Here is a 16,655-nt window from a genome sequence, read left to right on the forward strand (position 1 = left end):
CTACGCGTTCGCCGGGCCGACGATCGCGGTCAGCCGATCGATGAGCGGCCGCATCGCCTCCCAGGCCTTGCGGACCTCCGTTGCGGTGCGCGGCGTCTCCAGCCATGCGGGGGCGCCGAACTGGCGACTGCAGGTCAGCGACTTGTGGCGCAGCAGATCGATGCGCGGGTGATCCGCTTCGTAGCCCTTGGGCTTGGTCTTGAGCTTGTCGCCGCCGATGGTGAACCCCGCCTTGGTCAGCTTCGCGAGGATCTTCTCGAGCTCCGGTCCGCGCACGTCGTCATCGATCGTGGCGCGCAGTTGTGCGACCTGCGCGGGGGACCCGGAGTAGAACCCGCCGCCGATGAACAGCCCGGCGGCGCTGATCTGCACGTACCAGCCGACGCCGGGCGCGGTGCCGACCACGGCGCCCTGCGCCGTTTTGTACGGGGACTTGTCCTTGGCGAAGCGCACGTCGCGGTAAGGGCGGAAGATCTTCGCGGGTCCGAAGTCGGCTTCCAGCTCCGCGGTGAGCGCGACCATCGGCGCACGCACCGACTCCTCGTACACGGCCTTGTGCGCGTTCCAGAAAGTCTTGGAGTTGTCGGCCTCCAGGTCCTCGTAGAAATCCAGCCCGGCCAACGGAAACCCACCGAAACCACTCATAGCCGAGAATTTACGGCGAGACACCGACTCAATTCTGGTCGGGGACCATATCGGTGTTCAACACCACGAAGCTCAGGATGAGCCCGAGGACCAGCGCGATACCCGAGACTATGGCGGCCCACCGGCCCAGCGGCTCGCCCTTGGTGTGGCCGAGGATGCCGAACACGATTCCGGCCGGGCCGAACAGGATCGGGCACAGGAACAGCGCGAGCGCCGCGCACACGAATCCGATGATCGACATCGTCTGGGTGCCCCGCTTCTGCGGCTGCTGCCCGTAGTCGTAGGGCTGGCCCTGCTGCGGATAGGACGGGTAGCCGCCCTGCTGGTAGCCGCCGGGGTACGGCTGGCCGCCACCGGGATACGCGGAGGGCTCGCCGGGCTGCCCGCCCGCGGGGTAGCCGGGTTGACCACCGGTGGGATAGCCGGGCTGTCCTGCGCCGGGGTAACCCGGCTGGCCGCCCGTGGGGTACCCGGGCTGATCGCCGGTGGGGTATCCGGGCTCGCCCGGGGCGGAGCCGGATTGTCCTGCGGCGGGGTATCCGGGTTGGCCGCCCGAGGGGTAGCCGGGCTGTCCGCCGGTGGGGTAGCCCGGTTGTCCGCCCGTGGGGTACCTGGGCTGATCGCCGGTGGGGTATCCGGGCAGTCCGCCGGACGGATACTCAGGCTGACCCGCCTCGGGCGGAGTCCAGCCCGCGGGTCCGGTCGACTGCGGCGCCGCGCCGGTCACCGGCGGTTCCGCTGCGCCACCGGGAAACTCCCCGCCGCCCTTGGCCGCTTCGGCCCCGCCCGGGGGCCGCCTCGACGGTTGGGTCGTCTCGCCGGGGAACGACTGGCCCGAGGCGGGCGTCGCCCATTCGGTGCCCGTCGGCTCGGGTTCCTCCCCCTTCTTCGACGGTGGGGGTGGCGCGGATTCCTGCCCCGACTGCGGTGCGCCGCCGGGCGGCGGTGTCTCGGACGACTCGTCGGGATTCTTCGGTGTGGTCATCAGCGGCCTCCTGGTCGTGTTCGCCTCGCAAACCCCCGGGTACCACGTGGTTCGAGCCTCTATCTCCCAAATGAGCCCCTGGGGCGCAAGTCCCTCTTCGGTCCGGCGCACGGCCGGATCGAAGCCGGGGGTACGCCTACAGTTCGGAATCGTCGATGATCCCCATCGCCGCCTCTTCGGCGGGCAGGGTGGATGCGGCCGCGTCCGCGGCGCGCTGACCGCGCCGGGTCCAGCGCTGGTCGAGGTCCTCCCCGATGCCGAGCCTGCCGTCGTCCTCGCTCTCGCGATCGCGGATGGTGAGGTTCTCCGGCGGGTTCTCGATGTAGCGCGCGTACTCGCGGATCTCGTCTTCCTGTTTGTCGTCTCCCATGTCCATGTCCAACGGGTCACGGTTCATGGGTCCCAGTATCGTCCCGCCGCTGCCGGGACGGGAGTAACTCGACGCCGCGAATTCGCGGAACCGCCGAGCACGCGACTACGACGAGTAGCTCGTCACCCCGATGACGAAGACGACCAGCAAGATCGCCAGCACCAACACCACAGCGTTCGAGATGGCCGCCCATTTGCCGAGCGATTCGTTCTTGGCGTGACCGACGAGCCCGAGAATGATGCCCGCCGGTCCGGTGAGCAGGATGGGGAAGAAGCACAGCGCGGTTCCGACCAGACTGAGGCCGAGACAGACGAAGCTGATGATCGACAGCGTCTGCGTCTGGGTCGGCGTGTAGGGGCCCGCCGGGTAGGGCGAGTATCCGCCGGGCGGCGCGGCCGGATAGCTCGGTGCGGCAGGGTAAGCGGGCGCGGCGGGATAAGCGGGTGCGGCGGGGTAAGCGGGCGGGTACGCGGGAGCGGCAGGGTAGGCGGGCGGCGCGTCATACGGACTCGGCTGCTGCGGATAGCCCCCGGCCGGCGTGCCCGCCGGAGCGCCGTCGAGCGGCGGATACCCATAGACGCCGCCTGCCGGATACTGCGGAGGCGCGGGCGGCTGATAGGCGGGCGGCGCGGGCGGCTGATAGACCGGCATCTCCGGGATGCTCGCCGAACCAGGTTGGTACACCTGCGTTTCCGGCGCGGTACCGGGCCCGTACACCTGTCCCGGCTGGTAGACCTGCGTCTCCGGCGCCGTGCTCGGCGGCTGGTACACCTGGGTCTCCGCCGACCGGCTGTCGTCCTGCGCCCCCGACTTGCCGAAGTCGATGCCGGGTCGCGGTTCCTGCGGCGTGGTCACGGCGGCTCCCCCCTCACGTATTCGATTGCCCCACATGGGTACCACGTTCGCCCGGCCATCTCCAGTGCCGGCCGATCCGAACGCGCACCGTGCCGGGCGAAACGACAGCGGCCCGGGCATGAAGCCCGGGCCGCTGTCGGTTGCTATCTCACGCGTTGCCGTTGAACAGGCCGGTGACCGAACCGTTCTCGAAGACCTCGCGGATGGTGCGGGCCAGCAGCGGCGCGATGGACAGCACCGTCAGCTGCGGGAACTTCTTGTCCTCGGTGATCGGCAGGGTGTTGGTCACCACGACCTCGCGCGCGCCGCAGGCGGCGAGGCGCTCGGCGGCCGGGGTGGAGAGCACGCCGTGCGTCGCCGCGATGACGACATCGCCCGCGCCCGCCTCGCGCAGCACGCGCACGGCCTCGGCGATGGTGCCACCTGTGTCGATCATGTCGTCGATCAGGATGCAGGTGCGGCCGTCCACGTCACCGACCGGGCGGTGCGACTTCACCTGGTTCGGCACCAGCGGGTCGCGGGTCTTGTGGATGAACGCCACCGGCGCGCCGTCCAGCGCGTCGGCCCACTTCTCGGCGACCTTCACGCGGCCCGCGTCGGGCGAGACCACGGTGATGTTCTCCAGGCTGTAGTTGGCGCGCACGTGCTCGGAGAGCTGGAACAGCGCGTGCATGTGATCGACCGGCCCGTCGAAGAAGCCCTGGATCTGGTCGGTGTGCAGGTCGACGGTGATGATGCGGTCCGCGCCCGCCGTCTTCAGCATGTCGGCGACCAGGCGGGCCGAGATCGGCTCGCGGCCGCGGTGCTTCTTGTCCTGGCGCGCGTACGGGTAGAACGGCAGCACCGCGGTGATCCGCTTGGCCGAGCCGCGCTTGAGCGCGTCGATCATGATGAGCTGTTCCATCAGCCACTGGTTCACCGGCGCCGGGAAGCTCTGCAGCACGAAGGCGTCCGAACCGCGGACGGATTCCTCGAAGCGGACGAAGGTCTCGCCGTTGGCGAAGTCGCGCGCGGTCTGGGGCGTGACATGGACGTCGAGTTCCTTGGCGACCTGCTCGGCCAGCTCAGGATGGGAGCGTCCCGCGAAGAGCATCAGGTTCTTCTGGTTATCGATCCATGACGCGGTCACTGCTGTTTGCCATCCTTTTGCTCGATTGCCTGACCCGACATCTCGTCGGCCGCGATGGCTGCCGCCGCCGCGATCGCCGCCGCGGTTCCCGGCCGGTACCGCTGCACCCAGTTCTCAATATTGCGCTGTGCTCCACCCGACACCGCGAGCGCCCCCGGTGGAACGTTTCTGCGCAGTACAGTACCCGCCGCCGTATACGCGCCGTCACCCACGGTCACCGGCGCGACGAACATGGTGTCGCTGCCGGTCCGTACATGCGATCCGACGACGGTGTGATGCTTGCGCACCCCGTCGTAGTTGACGAAGACGCTGGAAGCGCCGATGTTGCTGTGCTCACCGATCGTCGCGTCCCCGACGTAGGTGAGGTGCGGCACCTTGGAATGCGCTCCGATGGTGGCGTTCTTGGTCTCCACGAAGGCGCCGAGCTTGCCGGAATCGCCGACCACGGTGCCCGGTCGCAGATAGCTGAACGGTCCGATGGCCGCGCCGGGTCCGATGGCGGACTGCTCGCCGTGCGTGCGCACCACCTTCGCGCCGTCGCCGACCAGCACGTCGGTGAGCGTGCTGTCGGGTCCGATCTCGGCGTCCTCGCCGATCACCGTCGCGCCGAGCAGCTGAACGCCCGGCCGGAGCACCGCGTCCCTGCCGATCTGCACGCTCGCGTCCACCCAGGTGGTGGCCGGATCCATGATGGTGACGCCCGCCCGCATGTGGCGTTCCAGGATGTAGCGGTTCAGAGTGCGGGCGGCCAACGAGAGCTGCACCCGGTCGTTGACCCCGGTGACCTTGGCCGCGTCCACCAGGCGGGCGCCGTGCACCGGGTGCCCGGCCTCGCGGGCCAGCCGCAGCACGTCGGTGAGGTACAGCTCGTGCTGGGCGTTGGCGGTGGACAGCCTGCCGATCATGGTGCGCAGCACCGTGGCGTCGAAGGCGTACACGCCGGAATTGACCTCGTTGATCGAGGTCTGTTCGGGGGTGGCGTCGGCATGCTCGACGATCTCGGCGACCTGGCCGTCCTCGTCGCGGAGGATCCGGCCGTAGCCGTTCGGGTCCTCGGGGACGAAGGTCAGCACGGTGACGGCGGAGCGTTCCGTATAGCTGCGGTGCTCGTCGAGCAGCGCGGACAGCGTGTGCCCGTCGAGCAGCGGCACGTCGGCCGAGGTGACGAGAAGGTCACCGGTGAAGTCTTCGGGCAGCGAGCGCAGTGCGCACTGCACGGCGTGGCCGGTGCCGAGCTGTTCCTCCTGCAGTGCGGAGGTGATGTCGCGGCCGAGTTCGGCGGCCACCTCGGCGACCGCGGCGCCGACTTGTTCTCTGTCGTGGCCCACCACTGTGATGAGGTACGCGGGGTCGATCTCGTTCGCCGCATGCAGCGCGTGCGCGAGCATGCTTCGGCCGGCCAGCGAATGCAGAACTTTGGGGGTCTTAGACCGCATTCGCGTCCCGGCTCCGGCGGCGAGAACGACGACGGCGGTCTGCTGTGGCATGGATCTCCCTCGGCTGCCTGTCATCGTGCTGGCTGTAACGTGCTTGGTCAGCGATGTGCGGGGCCAACGATAGTCACCGTGCCGGTGTGCTCCGCCGCCAGGACTCGAACCTGAACTATCTGAACCAAAATCAGAGGTGCTGCCATTACACTACGGCGGATCGCCACACCGGCGGACCAGATGAACCGCCGCTGTGCCTCGGCACGGGTTGAATCCTCGCATGAAGACCCGTCTCACGTCGAACCGATCCCGCCTCGGCGCGCGTTCCGGGGTTGCCGGGATGCCGGCTGCGTTCGAACGCCCCTCGCTGTCTGGAACAGTGGCCGCCGCGCGGTAAGGTTCTGCGCGAGGGCGCGGTACCTCGCAGCCCCCCGACGCAACGACTGATTTCGCATGAACATGGACAACTCGCCAGGAACGCCAGGAACCCGGCACGGCCCGCTCGGTGGCCAGGCGCGGAACCGGCGAGCCACTCACGACCGGCGACCTGACACGGAGAGGCGGAACAGCGTGTCTCGTCCGCGGATGACGGGGACTCAACGGCGCCAGCAGTTGATCGAGATCGGCAGGGCGCTGTTCGCGGAACGCGGGTACGACGCGACCTCGATCGAGGAGATCGCGCAGCGCGCCCAGGTCTCCAAACCCGTAGTGTACGAACACTTCGGCGGCAAAGAGGGGCTCTACGCGGTGGTCGTCGACCGCGAGATGTCGATGCTGCTGGACATGATCACCTCCTCGCTCACCCAGAACCGTTCGCGGGTGCGGCTCGAGCAGGTGGCGCTCGCACTGCTCACCTACATCGAAGAGCGCACCGACGGCTTCCGGATTCTGGTGCGCGACCAGGTTGCGACCACCGACGACGGCCGCTTCTCCAGCCTGCTCAACGAGGCCGTGAACCAGGTCGCGCACATCCTTGCCGGGGATTTCGAGCGCCGCCATCTCGACACCAGCCTGGCGACGCTGTACGCGCAAGGTCTGGTGGGTATGGTCTCCACCGCCGCAACGTGGTGGCTGGACGTGCGCGAACCGTCGAAAGAGGTTGTGGCAGCGCATCTGGTGAATCTCTGCTGGAACGGTCTGAGTCATCTGGAGGCCGATCCGCAGCTGAACTCGGAATGGCCCGCGGGCACGTCCGACTGACCGATTGTTAACCAGCGAATTGCGATGGAGGCTCGGACGAATGCTCGAATTGACTGTCGTGCGCCCACCTGGTGGTACGGTTCACCCATCCTCTGGGTGCTGTTCGGGTGGTATGTCGGTCTTACTTCGGGATGTCGGTCTACTTCAGGATGGCTGGTTTTAGGGATGACAGGCGGATCTGATGGCTAGGCAAGCGCGCGCGGAGATCACTCGCGATTCCGTCCTTGCGGGCGCTGCCGATGTCTTTCTGCGCTTGGGATATGCGAACGCGAGCCTGAGCGAGATCATCGCGCAGTCCAACGTGACCAAGGGCGCCTTGTACTTTCACTTCGGCTCGAAGGAAGAACTGGCGCGCGCCGTCGTCGATCAGGGCAACGAGCGACTGATCAGCTCGTGCCAGGGCTTCTTCGATCCCCGGGTGCCCGCGCTCGAGGCGTGTATCGGCATCACCTACGTGGTGGCGGATCTATCGATGAACGACCCGATGGTCGGCGCCATGCTCAAGCTCACCCACCAGATCGGCGACTATCGCGGCGCTCAGGGCGACAACATCGCCAAGACCTGGGGCGATACGTATCGCCTTCTGGCCGAACGTGCCATCGCCCAAGGCGATCTGGAAGTCGACCTGGATCCCGAGATCGTCGGCCTGCTGCTGCAGGAGGTCACCGCGGGCGTGCACATCGTCGCGGTCGGCACCGAGTCGATGGACCAGATGGCCACCCGCATGGAACGGGCCTGGTACTTCCTGCTCCCGTCCATCGTGCCGCCGGAAAAGCTCTCGTACTTCCGCGAATTCGCCGCCCGCAGGCTGCGCCGCTACGTGCCGTAAGCAGGAAGTGCTGGTGTGCAACGGGTTTGCGCACCAGGTATTCAATGATCCTGTGTACCAACGGGTGTCATGAGGAGCGGCGTCCACCACGCCACGTGTGGGCCGGTGAACCCGCATTTGGGCGCAGCTCTGTCGCGCTCCGAGTGGTCGGCCCACGATCGCTCGACTCGAGCGCAAGTTCCTCGCTCTCCTGACCACCCCGAGGGCGAGTCTTACGAGCCCGTTCGCGGCCCGTCTCGCGTCCGAGCGGTCGCGACGCATGCGCCGAAGGCGCGAGACGCGACCGCTCGGACGCGAGACATCAGGGGGCCGCGAACACGCGCGCCCCGGCGCGCCAATAAACTCAGTTCGCTCGAAACGCCCGCTTGAGCTCAGGAGTTGTCGATGTCCACCCACCGTCCACCACTGGCAGGACTGGTCGCGGCGGCCGGGGCGGATGCCGCGCTGCGTACGGTCGCCGAGCTGATCGGGAAGTCGTCGGTCGAGTTGGTGGCGCCCTCGGCGGTGCGCCCGTTCGTTGCCGCCACGGTGGCGGCAACGCGGCCGTTGGTGGTGGTGACCGCGACGGGGCGGGAGGCCGACGATCTGACCGTCGAGTTGCAGGAGATTCTCGGCGGGATGGTCGCGCAGTTCCCGTCCTGGGAGACCCTGCCGCACGAGCGTCTGTCGCCGGGCGCGGACACGGTCGGGCGCAGGCTGGAGGTGCTGCGCAGGCTTGCCCATCCCGAGGACCAGGTGTTCCCGGAGCCGCTGCGCGTGGTGGTGACCACCGTGCGTTCGCTGATGCAGCCGATGGCGGCGGGGCTCGGCGATATCGAGCCGATCGTGCTGCGGGTGGGTGCGGAGTTCGATTTCGACGAATTGCTCGGTCGCCTGGTCGAATTCGCCTACACGCGGGTGGACATGGTGGGCAAGCGCGGCGAGTTCGCGGTGCGCGGCGGCATCCTCGACCTGTTCCCGCCGACCGCCGACCATCCGGTGCGCGTCGAGTTCTGGGGCGACGAGGTGACCGAGCTGCGGCCCTTCGCGGTCGCCGACCAGCGGTCGCTCGGCGATCTCCCGGTGGACGTCGTGGTCGCGCCGCCGTGTCGCGAGCTGTTGCTCACCCCACAGGTGCGGGCGCGGGCGGCGGAGGTGGCCGAGGCGAATGCGGCCGACGCGGCGCTGGTCGAGATGCTGGAGAAGCTGGCCGAGGGCATCCCGGTGGACGGCATGGAGGCGCTGCTTCCGGTGCTGCAGCCCGGTGAGCTGCGGCTGCTGACCGAGCAGCTGACCGAGGGCACGCACGTGCTGCTGTGCGATCCGGAGAAGATCCGCACCCGCGCCGCCGACCTGGTGCGCACCGGCGAGGAGTTCTTGGAGGCGTCCTGGACCGCGGCCTCGTTCGGTGGCGCCGCGCCGCTCGGCGGACACGGCCTCGATCTGGCGGCCTCGTCCTACCGCGCGTTGCCGGTGATCCACGAGAGCGCCGACCGGCACGGTCTGCCGTGGTGGAGCCTGAGCCCGCTGGAGTCGGGTGATCCCGCGGAGGTCGTGCTTCCGGTGCTGGCCGGTCCCGCGGCCCGCGGCTCCGACGAACTGGTGGCGACGATCTTCGCCTCGATGCGCGCGCACGTGTCCACGGGCGGGCGCGCCGTGGTCGTCGTGGCCGGTCACGGTACCGCGCAGCGCGTGCTGGAGCGGCTGGCCGACGCGGACGTGCCCGCGGCGGCGCTGGACGCGGGCGCGGAGCCCGCGCCGGGCGTCGTCGGCGTGCTGTGCGGCTCCCTGCACGACGGCTTGGTGTTCGAGGACGCCGGGCTGGTCGTGGTCGCCGAGTCCGATCTGACCGGTAACCGCGTCACCGCGCCCGCCGAGGGCAAGCGGCTGCCCGCCAAGCGGCGCAACCAGGTGGACCCGCTCGCTCTCAGCGCGGGCGACATGGTGGTGCACGATCAGCACGGCATCGGCCGGTTCGTGGAGATGATCGAGCGGACGGTCGGCGGCGCGCGGCGCGAATACCTGGTCATCGAGTACGCGCCGAGCAAGCGCGGCCAGCCGGGTGACCGGCTGTTCGTGCCGATGGAATCGCTGGACCAGCTCTCCCGCTACGTCGGCGGCGAGATGCCGAGCCTGTCCAAGCTGGGCGGCTCCGACTGGGCGAATACGAAACGCAAGGCGCGCAAGGCCGTTCGCGAGATCGCGGGCGAGCTGGTGCAGCTCTACGCGGCGCGGCAGGCGGCGCCGGGCCACGCGTTCGGCTCGGACACGCCGTGGCAGCAGGAGATGGAGGACGCCTTCGCGTTCACCGAGACGGTCGACCAGATGACCGCCATCGCCGAGGTCAAGGCGGACATGGAGAAGGCGGTCCCGATGGACCGCGTGGTCTGCGGCGACGTCGGTTACGGCAAGACCGAGATCGCGGTGCGCGCGGCGTTCAAGGCGGTGCAGGACGGCAAGCAGGTGGTCGTGCTGGTGCCGACGACGCTGCTGGCTCAGCAGCACCTGCAGACGTTCGCCGAGCGTGTCGCCGGATTCCCGGTCACCGTGAAGGGGCTTTCCCGCTTCACCGACCCGGCCGAATCACGGGCGGTGCTCGAGGGGATGGCCGACGGCTCCGTCGACATCGTGGTCGGCACCCACCGCCTGCTCCAGACCGGGGTGCGGTGGAAGGATCTCGGCCTGGTCGTCGTCGACGAGGAGCAGCGCTTCGGCGTCGAGCACAAGGAGCACATCAAGGCGCTGCGCACGCACGTCGACGTGCTGACCATGTCGGCGACTCCGATCCCGCGCACCCTGGAGATGAGCCTGGCGGGCATTCGCGAGATGTCGACCATCCTCACCCCGCCGGAGGAGCGGCACCCGGTGCTCACCTACGTGGGCGGATACAACGACAAGCAGGTCACCGCCGCCATCCGCCGCGAGCTGCTGCGCGACGGCCAGGTGTTCTACGTGCACAACCGGGTGTCTTCGATCGACAAGGCGGCCAAGCGGATTCGCGATCTGGTGCCGGAAGCGCGGGTGGTCGTCGCGCACGGCCAGATGAACGAGGACATGCTCGAGCAGACCGTGCAGGGCTTCTGGCAGCGCGAGTTCGACGTGCTGGTGTGCACCACCATCATCGAGACCGGCCTGGACATCTCCAACGCCAACACCCTGGTCGTTGAACGCGCCGACGCGCTCGGCCTTTCGCAGCTGCACCAGCTGCGCGGCCGGGTCGGACGCAGCCGGGAACGAGGCTACGCCTATTTCCTGTATCCGCCGGAGAAGCCGCTCACCGAGACCGCCTACGACCGGCTCGCCACCATCGCGCAGAATTCCGATCTCGGCGCGGGCATGGCGGTGGCCATGAAGGACTTGGAGATTCGCGGCGCGGGCAACGTGCTCGGCGCCGAGCAGTCCGGTCACGTCGCGGGCGTCGGGTTCGACCTGTACGTGCGCCTGGTGGGCGAGGCCGTCGAGGCGTATCGCGCCGCGGCGGACGGCAAGCCGATCACCACCGAAGAGGTCAAGGAGGTCCGCATCGACCTCCCCGTCGACGCGCACATCCCGCCCGATTACATCGCCAGCGATCGGCTCCGCTTGGAGGCGTACCGCAAACTGGCTGCCGCCCAGGACGATCCGGCGCTGGCCGCAGTTGTCGAGGAGCTCGTCGACCGCTACGGTCCGTTGCCGGTCGAGGTGGGCCGCTTGGTCTCGGTGGCGAAGCTGCGTTTGGTGGCGCGGGAATACAGTGTCACCGAGATCGCGGTCACCGGAACGACTTTGAAGATCTCGCCGCTGCTGAACCTGCCCGACTCCAAACAGTTGCGGTTGAAGCGGCTCTACCCGAGCGCGGGCTACAAGGCGGCCAGCGGTGTCGTGCAGCTGCCGCTGCCCAGGGTCGAGGACAGCGTCGGCGCGGATCGGGTCCGCGATGTGCAGCTGTTGCAGTTCGTCGCCGACCTGCTGCTCGCGCTGGACGGAAAGGCCCAGGGGGCAGTGGATCTCACGGTGGACACCGAGGCGACGGCGGCTCGATGAGTGCCGCCGGAGGGAATTCCGAGAGTCCCGCCTCGGGCAACGGCACATCGGAGAGCCGAGGTGCGCCGCCGCGGTCGGCCGGCGTCGAGGACCGCGACGCGTCGCCGGGGAGCACTGGTGCGCGGTCCGGAGCCGACGTAGCGCTGGTGGCCGCGGGTTTGGCGGGTGCCGTCGAAGTGATGGACCGGCTGTGGAACTTCGGTGGCTGGGAGGTCACCCAGACCCACGACTCCCTGCGGCCCTACCTGCTCGAGGAAACCTACGAACTGCTCGACGCCATTCAGCACGACGACGCCGACACCATCAAGGAAGAACTCGGCGATCTGCTGTTACAGGTGCTCTTCCATTCCCGAATTGCCCAAGCCGCAGGCGAATTCACCGTCGATGACGTGGCGGCGGCGTTGGTCGCCAAGCTCGTCAACCGAAGCCCGCACCTGATCGAATCCGGCATCGCCCCCGACGCCACCGTCGAAGCGAAGATCGCCGCCCAGGAACGCGCCTGGGAGGAACGCAAGTCCGCCGAGAAATCCCGCCGCTCCTGCCTCGACGGCATCGCCATGGCCCAGCCCGCCCTCGCCCTCGCCGAGAAGGTCATCGCCCGCAGCACCCGAGCCGGTCTCCCCGACGACCTGATCCCACCCGACCTGCGCGTCGTCCACCTCGGCGGCCCCGACAGCGCCGAAGAACGCCTCCGCAAAGCAACCCTCGCCTTCGCCACCGCCATCCGCGCCGCCGAAGACGCCGCCGAATCCACCCGCGGCACCCGCACCCCACTCACCCCGGACGACTGGCGCCACTTCTGGCCGCACTGACCGTTCCCAGAACCGGCGGTTCCCGCCCCGACGCCCGGCCGACGTTCCCCCCGAGCCAGCCGCAGGCCCGCATCGCCGCGTTCGGTCGTAGCCGGGCGTTGTACCCAGCGGCGTCCCGAGCGCGGGGGCGAATCCGCGGTGGGGCGTGGTGTGGGCGCGTAGCGTTGGCTGGGAGTCGATGGCGGACGAGCTGGGGTAGCCGCGTTGGGGTCGGCGCCCCTCGAGCGGGAGGTGCCGGATGCTGAGTGTGTTCTCGTCACCGGGGCACTATGTGCAGGGGCGCGATGCGACGGCGGCGTTGGGGGAGGAGCTGCGCCGGTTGGGGATCGAGGGGCCGGTGTTGATCGTGGCGGGGAACAGTGCGCGGCGGTTGCTCGCCGCGACGTGGGAGCGGTCGCTGGGGGAGGCGAAGATCGAGTATTCGGTGCACCGGTCGGGCGGGGAGTGCAGCAGGGCCGAGATCGGGCGGATCACCGAGGCGGTGCGGGCGAGCGGCAGCGCGGCGGTGCTGGGTGCTGGCGGCGGGAAGGTGATCGATTCGGCGCGGGCGGTGGCCGACGATCTCGAGCTGCCGATGATCAGCTGTCCGACCACCGCGTCCAGCGATGCGCCGTGCAGCGCGCTCTCGGTGATCTACACGGAGGCAGGCGAATTCGAGGCATACCAGCTGGTGCGCCGTAATCCCGCGCTGGTCCTCGTCGACACCTCGGCCGTCGCGCAGGCCCCCGCGCGGCTACTCATCGCGGGCATGGGCGACGCGCTCGCCACCTGGTTCGAGGCACGCACCTGCCTCACCGGACACGTGCGCAACATGCGCGGCGGCGCGTCTACCCGCAGCGCCGGAGCGCTCGCCGAACTGTGTTACCGCACGTTGCTCGCCGACGGCCTACAGGCGTTGGCGGCGGTCCACACGCACACCGTCACCCCGGCGCTCGAACGCATCGTCGAGGCCAACACCCTGCTGTCCGGGCTCGGGTTCGAGTCTTCCGGCCTGGCGGCCGCGCACGCGGTGCACAACGGTCTCACCGCGGCGCCGCAGACTCACCCCTACCTGCACGGCGAGAAGGTCGCCTTCGGCGTGCTCACGCAGCTGGTGCTCGAGGGCGCGCCCGGCGAGGAGATCGACACGGTCCTCGACTTCTGCGATCGTGTCGGCTTGCCGACCTCGCTTGCCGATCTCGGACTTGCCGACGCGGACCCGGAAACGTTGTCCGCCATAGCGACTCGCGCCACCGCGCCCGGCGAGACGATCCACAACGAGCCGTTCTCGGTGGACGCCGAGATGGTCCACGACGCCCTGCGCGCCGCCGACGCGCTGGGTGGGCGCTGACGGCAGCTCCCGAGCCCGGTGGGCAGTCTACGAGCGGAACAGTCGACGGCGCCTGTCTCCTCGGGCGGGATGACCTGGATATCGGTGACGCAGGTGTACGACCTGTCGCGGAACGCGAATTCCGTGGCGGTCGATGCGCCGGGATCCGGCGTCCAGGCGGTGACGTGCGGGGCGCTCGCCGAAAATGTGCTGTTCCTCACAAGCCTGAAGGTCTCGATCGCCGAGCACCCCGCAGGTGAGTCACGATTCGTCGGTGAGTACCAGGTAGGCGCACACCGCCCCACGGTCCGGACACCCGCGTTCACCGGCCGTTTCGAGCTGTCCGCAGCGTAGCCAGCAGCCGCGATTCGTACACCGAAATCTCATCTTCCTGCAAGCTTGTCGTCATAGCGTGACGGGAAAGCTGTTAGTAGGGGTTCGCTATTCTGGCTGGAACCCGTAGCCGATGGCGGGCCATCCGCCGGGAGGGACGTTCGGTCCGGTGCGCATCAGCAGAGTCGCGGAGCATCCGCGACCGGATCACGTGTTGTTTCACTTCAGCGACACCCACCTCATCGCCGGTGACGGCGAGCTGTACGGGGACGTCGATGCCGAGCAGCGGTTACGCACACTGCTGGGTCATGCCGCGGCCAGTCGCATCCGCCCGACAGCGCTGGTGTTCACCGGCGACCTCACCGACCGCGGCGAGCCCGACGCGTACGCCAAGCTGCGCGCGCTGGTCGAGCCGTTCGCACGGCACATCGGCGCGCCGGTGGTGTGGGTGATGGGCAACCACGACGACCGTGGTGTGCTGCGCCACGAGCTGCTCGACGAGCCGCCGTCGACCAAACCGTTCGACCGCGTGCACATGATCGACGGATTGCGCATCATCGCCCTGGACACCTCCGTGCCCGGCCACCACCACGGCGAGATCTCCGACGAGCAGCTGGCCTGGCTGCGCGCCGTGCTGGCCGAACCCGCGCCGTTCGGCACCATCCTTGCCATGCACCACCCGCCGGTGCCGTGCGTGGTGGATCTGGCCGTCACGGTCGAGCTGCGTGACCAGCGCAAGCTCGCCGACGTGCTGGACGGCACCGATGTGCGCGCGATCCTCGCGGGCCACCTGCACTTCTCCACCTATGGGACGTTCGCGGGCATCCCCGTCTCGGTCGCCTCGTCCACCTGCTACACCCAGGACCTCGCGACCGCGACGGGCGGACTGCGCGGCCGCGACGGTGCACAGGCCTTCAACTTCGTGCACGTCTACCCGGACACGGTGGTGCACTCGGTGGTGCCCATCGAGGCGGGCGCGACCGTCGGCGAGCCCGCCACCCCGGAGGAGGCGGCGGCGAAACTCGCCGAGGCGGGCATCGTCATCCCGCCCGCAGGCCGTATCCCGCACGTCATGCAGCGCCGGGAGCCGACTCAGGAAGCGGACGACGAGGCGGTGCGCTGAGCCGCTCCCACGGCGCCGGCTCCGGGAACCATGCGGTGAGAAAGTCCGAAACTCGTTCGACCCGTTCGGATTCCGGCACCTCGGGGAAGCTTCCGTCGTTGAGACAGAAAAAGTCCACGTCTCGCGCGGCGGCCAGTTCGTCGAGCAACGCCAGTCCCGTGCGCCTGGTGGTGTCGACGTAACGCATCCGCCCCGCCTCCTGCGGCACCGCGCGTCCGGTCAGCAGCGCGTAGTAGTGGTAGAGCGAGTTGGTGACGGAAATGTCGGTGGCCGAACGGAATCGGCTCGCCATGGTGCGGGCGAAGTCCGCGCCGAACTCCGCCTCCATCTCCAGCAGCACGCTGCGCCGCAGCGGCGCGGGCGTGTGCTCCAGGTGCCGGGTGATGACATGCCCGAAGTGGCCGGCGAGCAGCGCCCGGTTCACCCGCGCGGCATTCTCGAAACCGCTGCGGCGCTCGTTGTTCCGGCCCGGCCCGATGCGCGTGTCCGCCTCGATGAACCGGCTGATGCCGCCGGGGGTGAAGAACATCGAGGGACGCACCGGCCTGGCGAAGAACATGTCGTCGTTCGAGTACAGGAAGTGCTCGCTGAGCCCCTCGATGTGCTGCAACTGGGATTCCACCGCGTGCGAGTTGAAGGTGGGCAGGGCCGCGGGGTCGCTGAAGTGGTCGACCGCCCGCACCACGGTGACCTTCGGGTGTTCGTCGAGCCAGCCGGGGACCGCGGAATCGGTGGCGACGAAGATGCGACGGATCCACGGTGCGTTCTTGTGCACCGAGCGCAGGGCGTACTTCAGTTCGTCGATCTGGCGGATTCTGGCGTCCGCGTCGTCACCCTCGCCGACGACGACCTGCGCCATCATGCCCGCGCGCCGCGCGCGGAATTCCGGATCCGTGCCGTCCACCCAGGAGAAGACGATGTCGATGTCGAAGCCGACGTCGGTGATCTGCGGCGCGAACATGTCGGTCAGCGTCGGCCAGCTGCGGTCGAACATCCGGACCTGGGTGAACTCCACGTCGGCCAGGTCGAAGACCGCGCGGGTCAACGCGTTGGGGCGGGGGCATTCGACGGTGTCGCCGCGGTACTCCCACAGCTCCAGTTCGACGTGATGCGCCGGATCGGCGTCGCGGCCGAGCCGCAGGACCCGGTGCCCGGCAGGCGCGACGGCGAAGCCCGCGGCGAGCGCGGCATCCGTCACCCGTCGCACCATCGCGCGGTGCGCGGCGTCGGCGGCCAGGATCAGCCGGTCCCCGCTGTCTCTGACCAGCAGAAACGGCACCTCCGCCGCCGCGAGCTGGCCGCGCAGGTAGCCGAGATCGGCGATCGTCGCCGCCGAGACCGTCAGATTGCTCGCCGCGGGTGCGTCGGTGTCGTAGTCCAGCCGGGCCATGCCCGACTCCCATCCCGCAGGATTCACTGCCCCCATGTCCATGTTCGCCTCCCTGTCCGCCGTTCCGACCATCGCTCGCGCTTGCACCCGCACCGCACCGGGAGCCGAGCAGCGGTCCAGGAGACGCCGGAGGCGTCGCCGCAGGACCCGCCCGGTGCGGTGCGGAGTCAGAAATGGGGTGTGCTGCCGTAGTGCAGGAACGCGGTGATCCGCGGAAGTCCTGACGATCGGTACACCATCGTTCTC

At 69.0% G+C, this 16,655-nt stretch carries 14 protein-coding genes and 1 tRNA gene; 7 read left to right on the top strand and 8 right to left on the bottom strand.

Going from position 1 to position 16,655, the window contains the following annotated elements; all coding sequences use genetic code 11:
* From NL1_RS06800 to NL1_RS06830, 7 genes are all read right to left on the bottom strand, one after another.
* Complete coding sequence (locus NL1_RS06800) at positions 1-645, bottom strand: DUF2461 domain-containing protein (RefSeq protein ID WP_067835498.1); 645 nt, start codon at positions 643-645, stop codon at positions 1-3.
* 28 nt (positions 646-673) lie between these two features.
* Positions 674-1,630 carry a DUF4190 domain-containing protein gene (locus tag NL1_RS06805; protein WP_067835500.1) on the bottom strand — a complete coding sequence of 319 codons (957 nt, stop codon included), beginning with the start codon at positions 1,628-1,630 and terminating at the stop codon, positions 674-676.
* A gap of 136 nt (positions 1,631-1,766) precedes the next feature.
* Entirely contained in the window at positions 1,767-2,027 is a 261-nt protein-coding gene (locus NL1_RS06810) for a hypothetical protein (RefSeq protein WP_067835502.1), read from the bottom strand.
* A 78-nt stretch (positions 2,028-2,105) separates the two neighbouring features.
* On the bottom strand, positions 2,106-2,855 hold the full coding sequence (locus NL1_RS39305) for a hypothetical protein (RefSeq protein WP_067835504.1): 750 nt from the start codon (positions 2,853-2,855) through the stop codon (positions 2,106-2,108).
* A 148-nt stretch (positions 2,856-3,003) separates the two neighbouring features.
* The gene (locus NL1_RS06820) at positions 3,004-3,984 is read right to left on the bottom strand and encodes a ribose-phosphate diphosphokinase (RefSeq protein ID WP_067835506.1); all 981 of its coding nucleotides are present in this window, start codon (positions 3,982-3,984) and stop codon (positions 3,004-3,006) included.
* Entirely contained in the window at positions 3,981-5,471 is a 1,491-nt protein-coding gene (glmU, locus tag NL1_RS06825) for a bifunctional UDP-N-acetylglucosamine diphosphorylase/glucosamine-1-phosphate N-acetyltransferase GlmU (RefSeq protein ID WP_067835508.1), read from the bottom strand. The genes NL1_RS06820 and glmU overlap by 4 nt, the downstream gene beginning before the upstream one ends.
* 89 nt (positions 5,472-5,560) lie before the next feature.
* A tRNA-Gln gene (locus NL1_RS06830) sits at positions 5,561-5,631 on the bottom strand.
* Positions 5,632-5,996: 365 nt separating this feature from the next.
* On the opposite strand from NL1_RS06830, the gene NL1_RS06835 reads away from it, so the two are divergent.
* The 7 genes from NL1_RS06835 to NL1_RS06865 all read left to right on the top strand — a co-directional run bounded on the left by NL1_RS06835 (position 5,997) and on the right by NL1_RS06865 (position 15,019).
* A complete protein-coding gene (locus tag NL1_RS06835; protein WP_067835509.1) occupies positions 5,997-6,611 on the top strand; it encodes a TetR/AcrR family transcriptional regulator in 615 nt (204 codons plus the stop codon).
* A gap of 181 nt (positions 6,612-6,792) precedes the next feature.
* Positions 6,793-7,440: a TetR family transcriptional regulator gene (locus NL1_RS06840; protein ID WP_067835511.1), complete on the top strand. Its 648-nt coding sequence runs from the start codon at positions 6,793-6,795 to the stop codon at positions 7,438-7,440.
* 384 nt (positions 7,441-7,824) lie between these two features.
* Positions 7,825-11,442 carry a transcription-repair coupling factor gene (gene mfd, locus NL1_RS06845; protein WP_067835513.1) on the top strand — a complete coding sequence of 1,206 codons (3,618 nt, stop codon included), beginning with the start codon at positions 7,825-7,827 and terminating at the stop codon, positions 11,440-11,442.
* A 179-nt stretch (positions 11,443-11,621) separates the two neighbouring features.
* The gene (locus NL1_RS06850; RefSeq protein ID WP_084510363.1) at positions 11,622-12,254 is read left to right on the top strand and encodes a nucleoside triphosphate pyrophosphohydrolase; all 633 of its coding nucleotides are present in this window, start codon (positions 11,622-11,624) and stop codon (positions 12,252-12,254) included.
* A 238-nt stretch (positions 12,255-12,492) separates the two neighbouring features.
* Positions 12,493-13,584, top strand: coding sequence for a glycerol dehydrogenase (locus NL1_RS06855; protein WP_067835515.1), 1,092 nt, complete (start codon positions 12,493-12,495; stop codon positions 13,582-13,584).
* Positions 13,585-13,653: 69 nt separating this feature from the next.
* On the top strand, positions 13,654-13,917 hold the full coding sequence (locus tag NL1_RS06860) for a hypothetical protein (RefSeq protein ID WP_067835517.1): 264 nt from the start codon (positions 13,654-13,656) through the stop codon (positions 13,915-13,917).
* A gap of 112 nt (positions 13,918-14,029) precedes the next feature.
* Positions 14,030-15,019: a phosphodiesterase gene (locus NL1_RS06865; protein ID WP_084510356.1), complete on the top strand. Its 990-nt coding sequence runs from the start codon at positions 14,030-14,032 to the stop codon at positions 15,017-15,019.
* On the opposite strand, the gene NL1_RS06870 is transcribed toward NL1_RS06865, so the two are convergent.
* Entirely contained in the window at positions 14,967-16,409 is a 1,443-nt protein-coding gene (locus tag NL1_RS06870; protein WP_156094710.1) for a stealth family protein, read from the bottom strand. The two genes, NL1_RS06865 and NL1_RS06870, sit on opposite strands and share 53 nt — an antisense overlap.
* Positions 16,410-16,655 lie beyond the last annotated feature (246 nt).

This window comes from Nocardia lijiangensis NBRC 108240 (genome assembly GCF_001613045.1).
Taxonomy (GTDB): Bacteria; Actinomycetota; Actinomycetes; order Mycobacteriales; family Mycobacteriaceae; genus Nocardia; species Nocardia lijiangensis.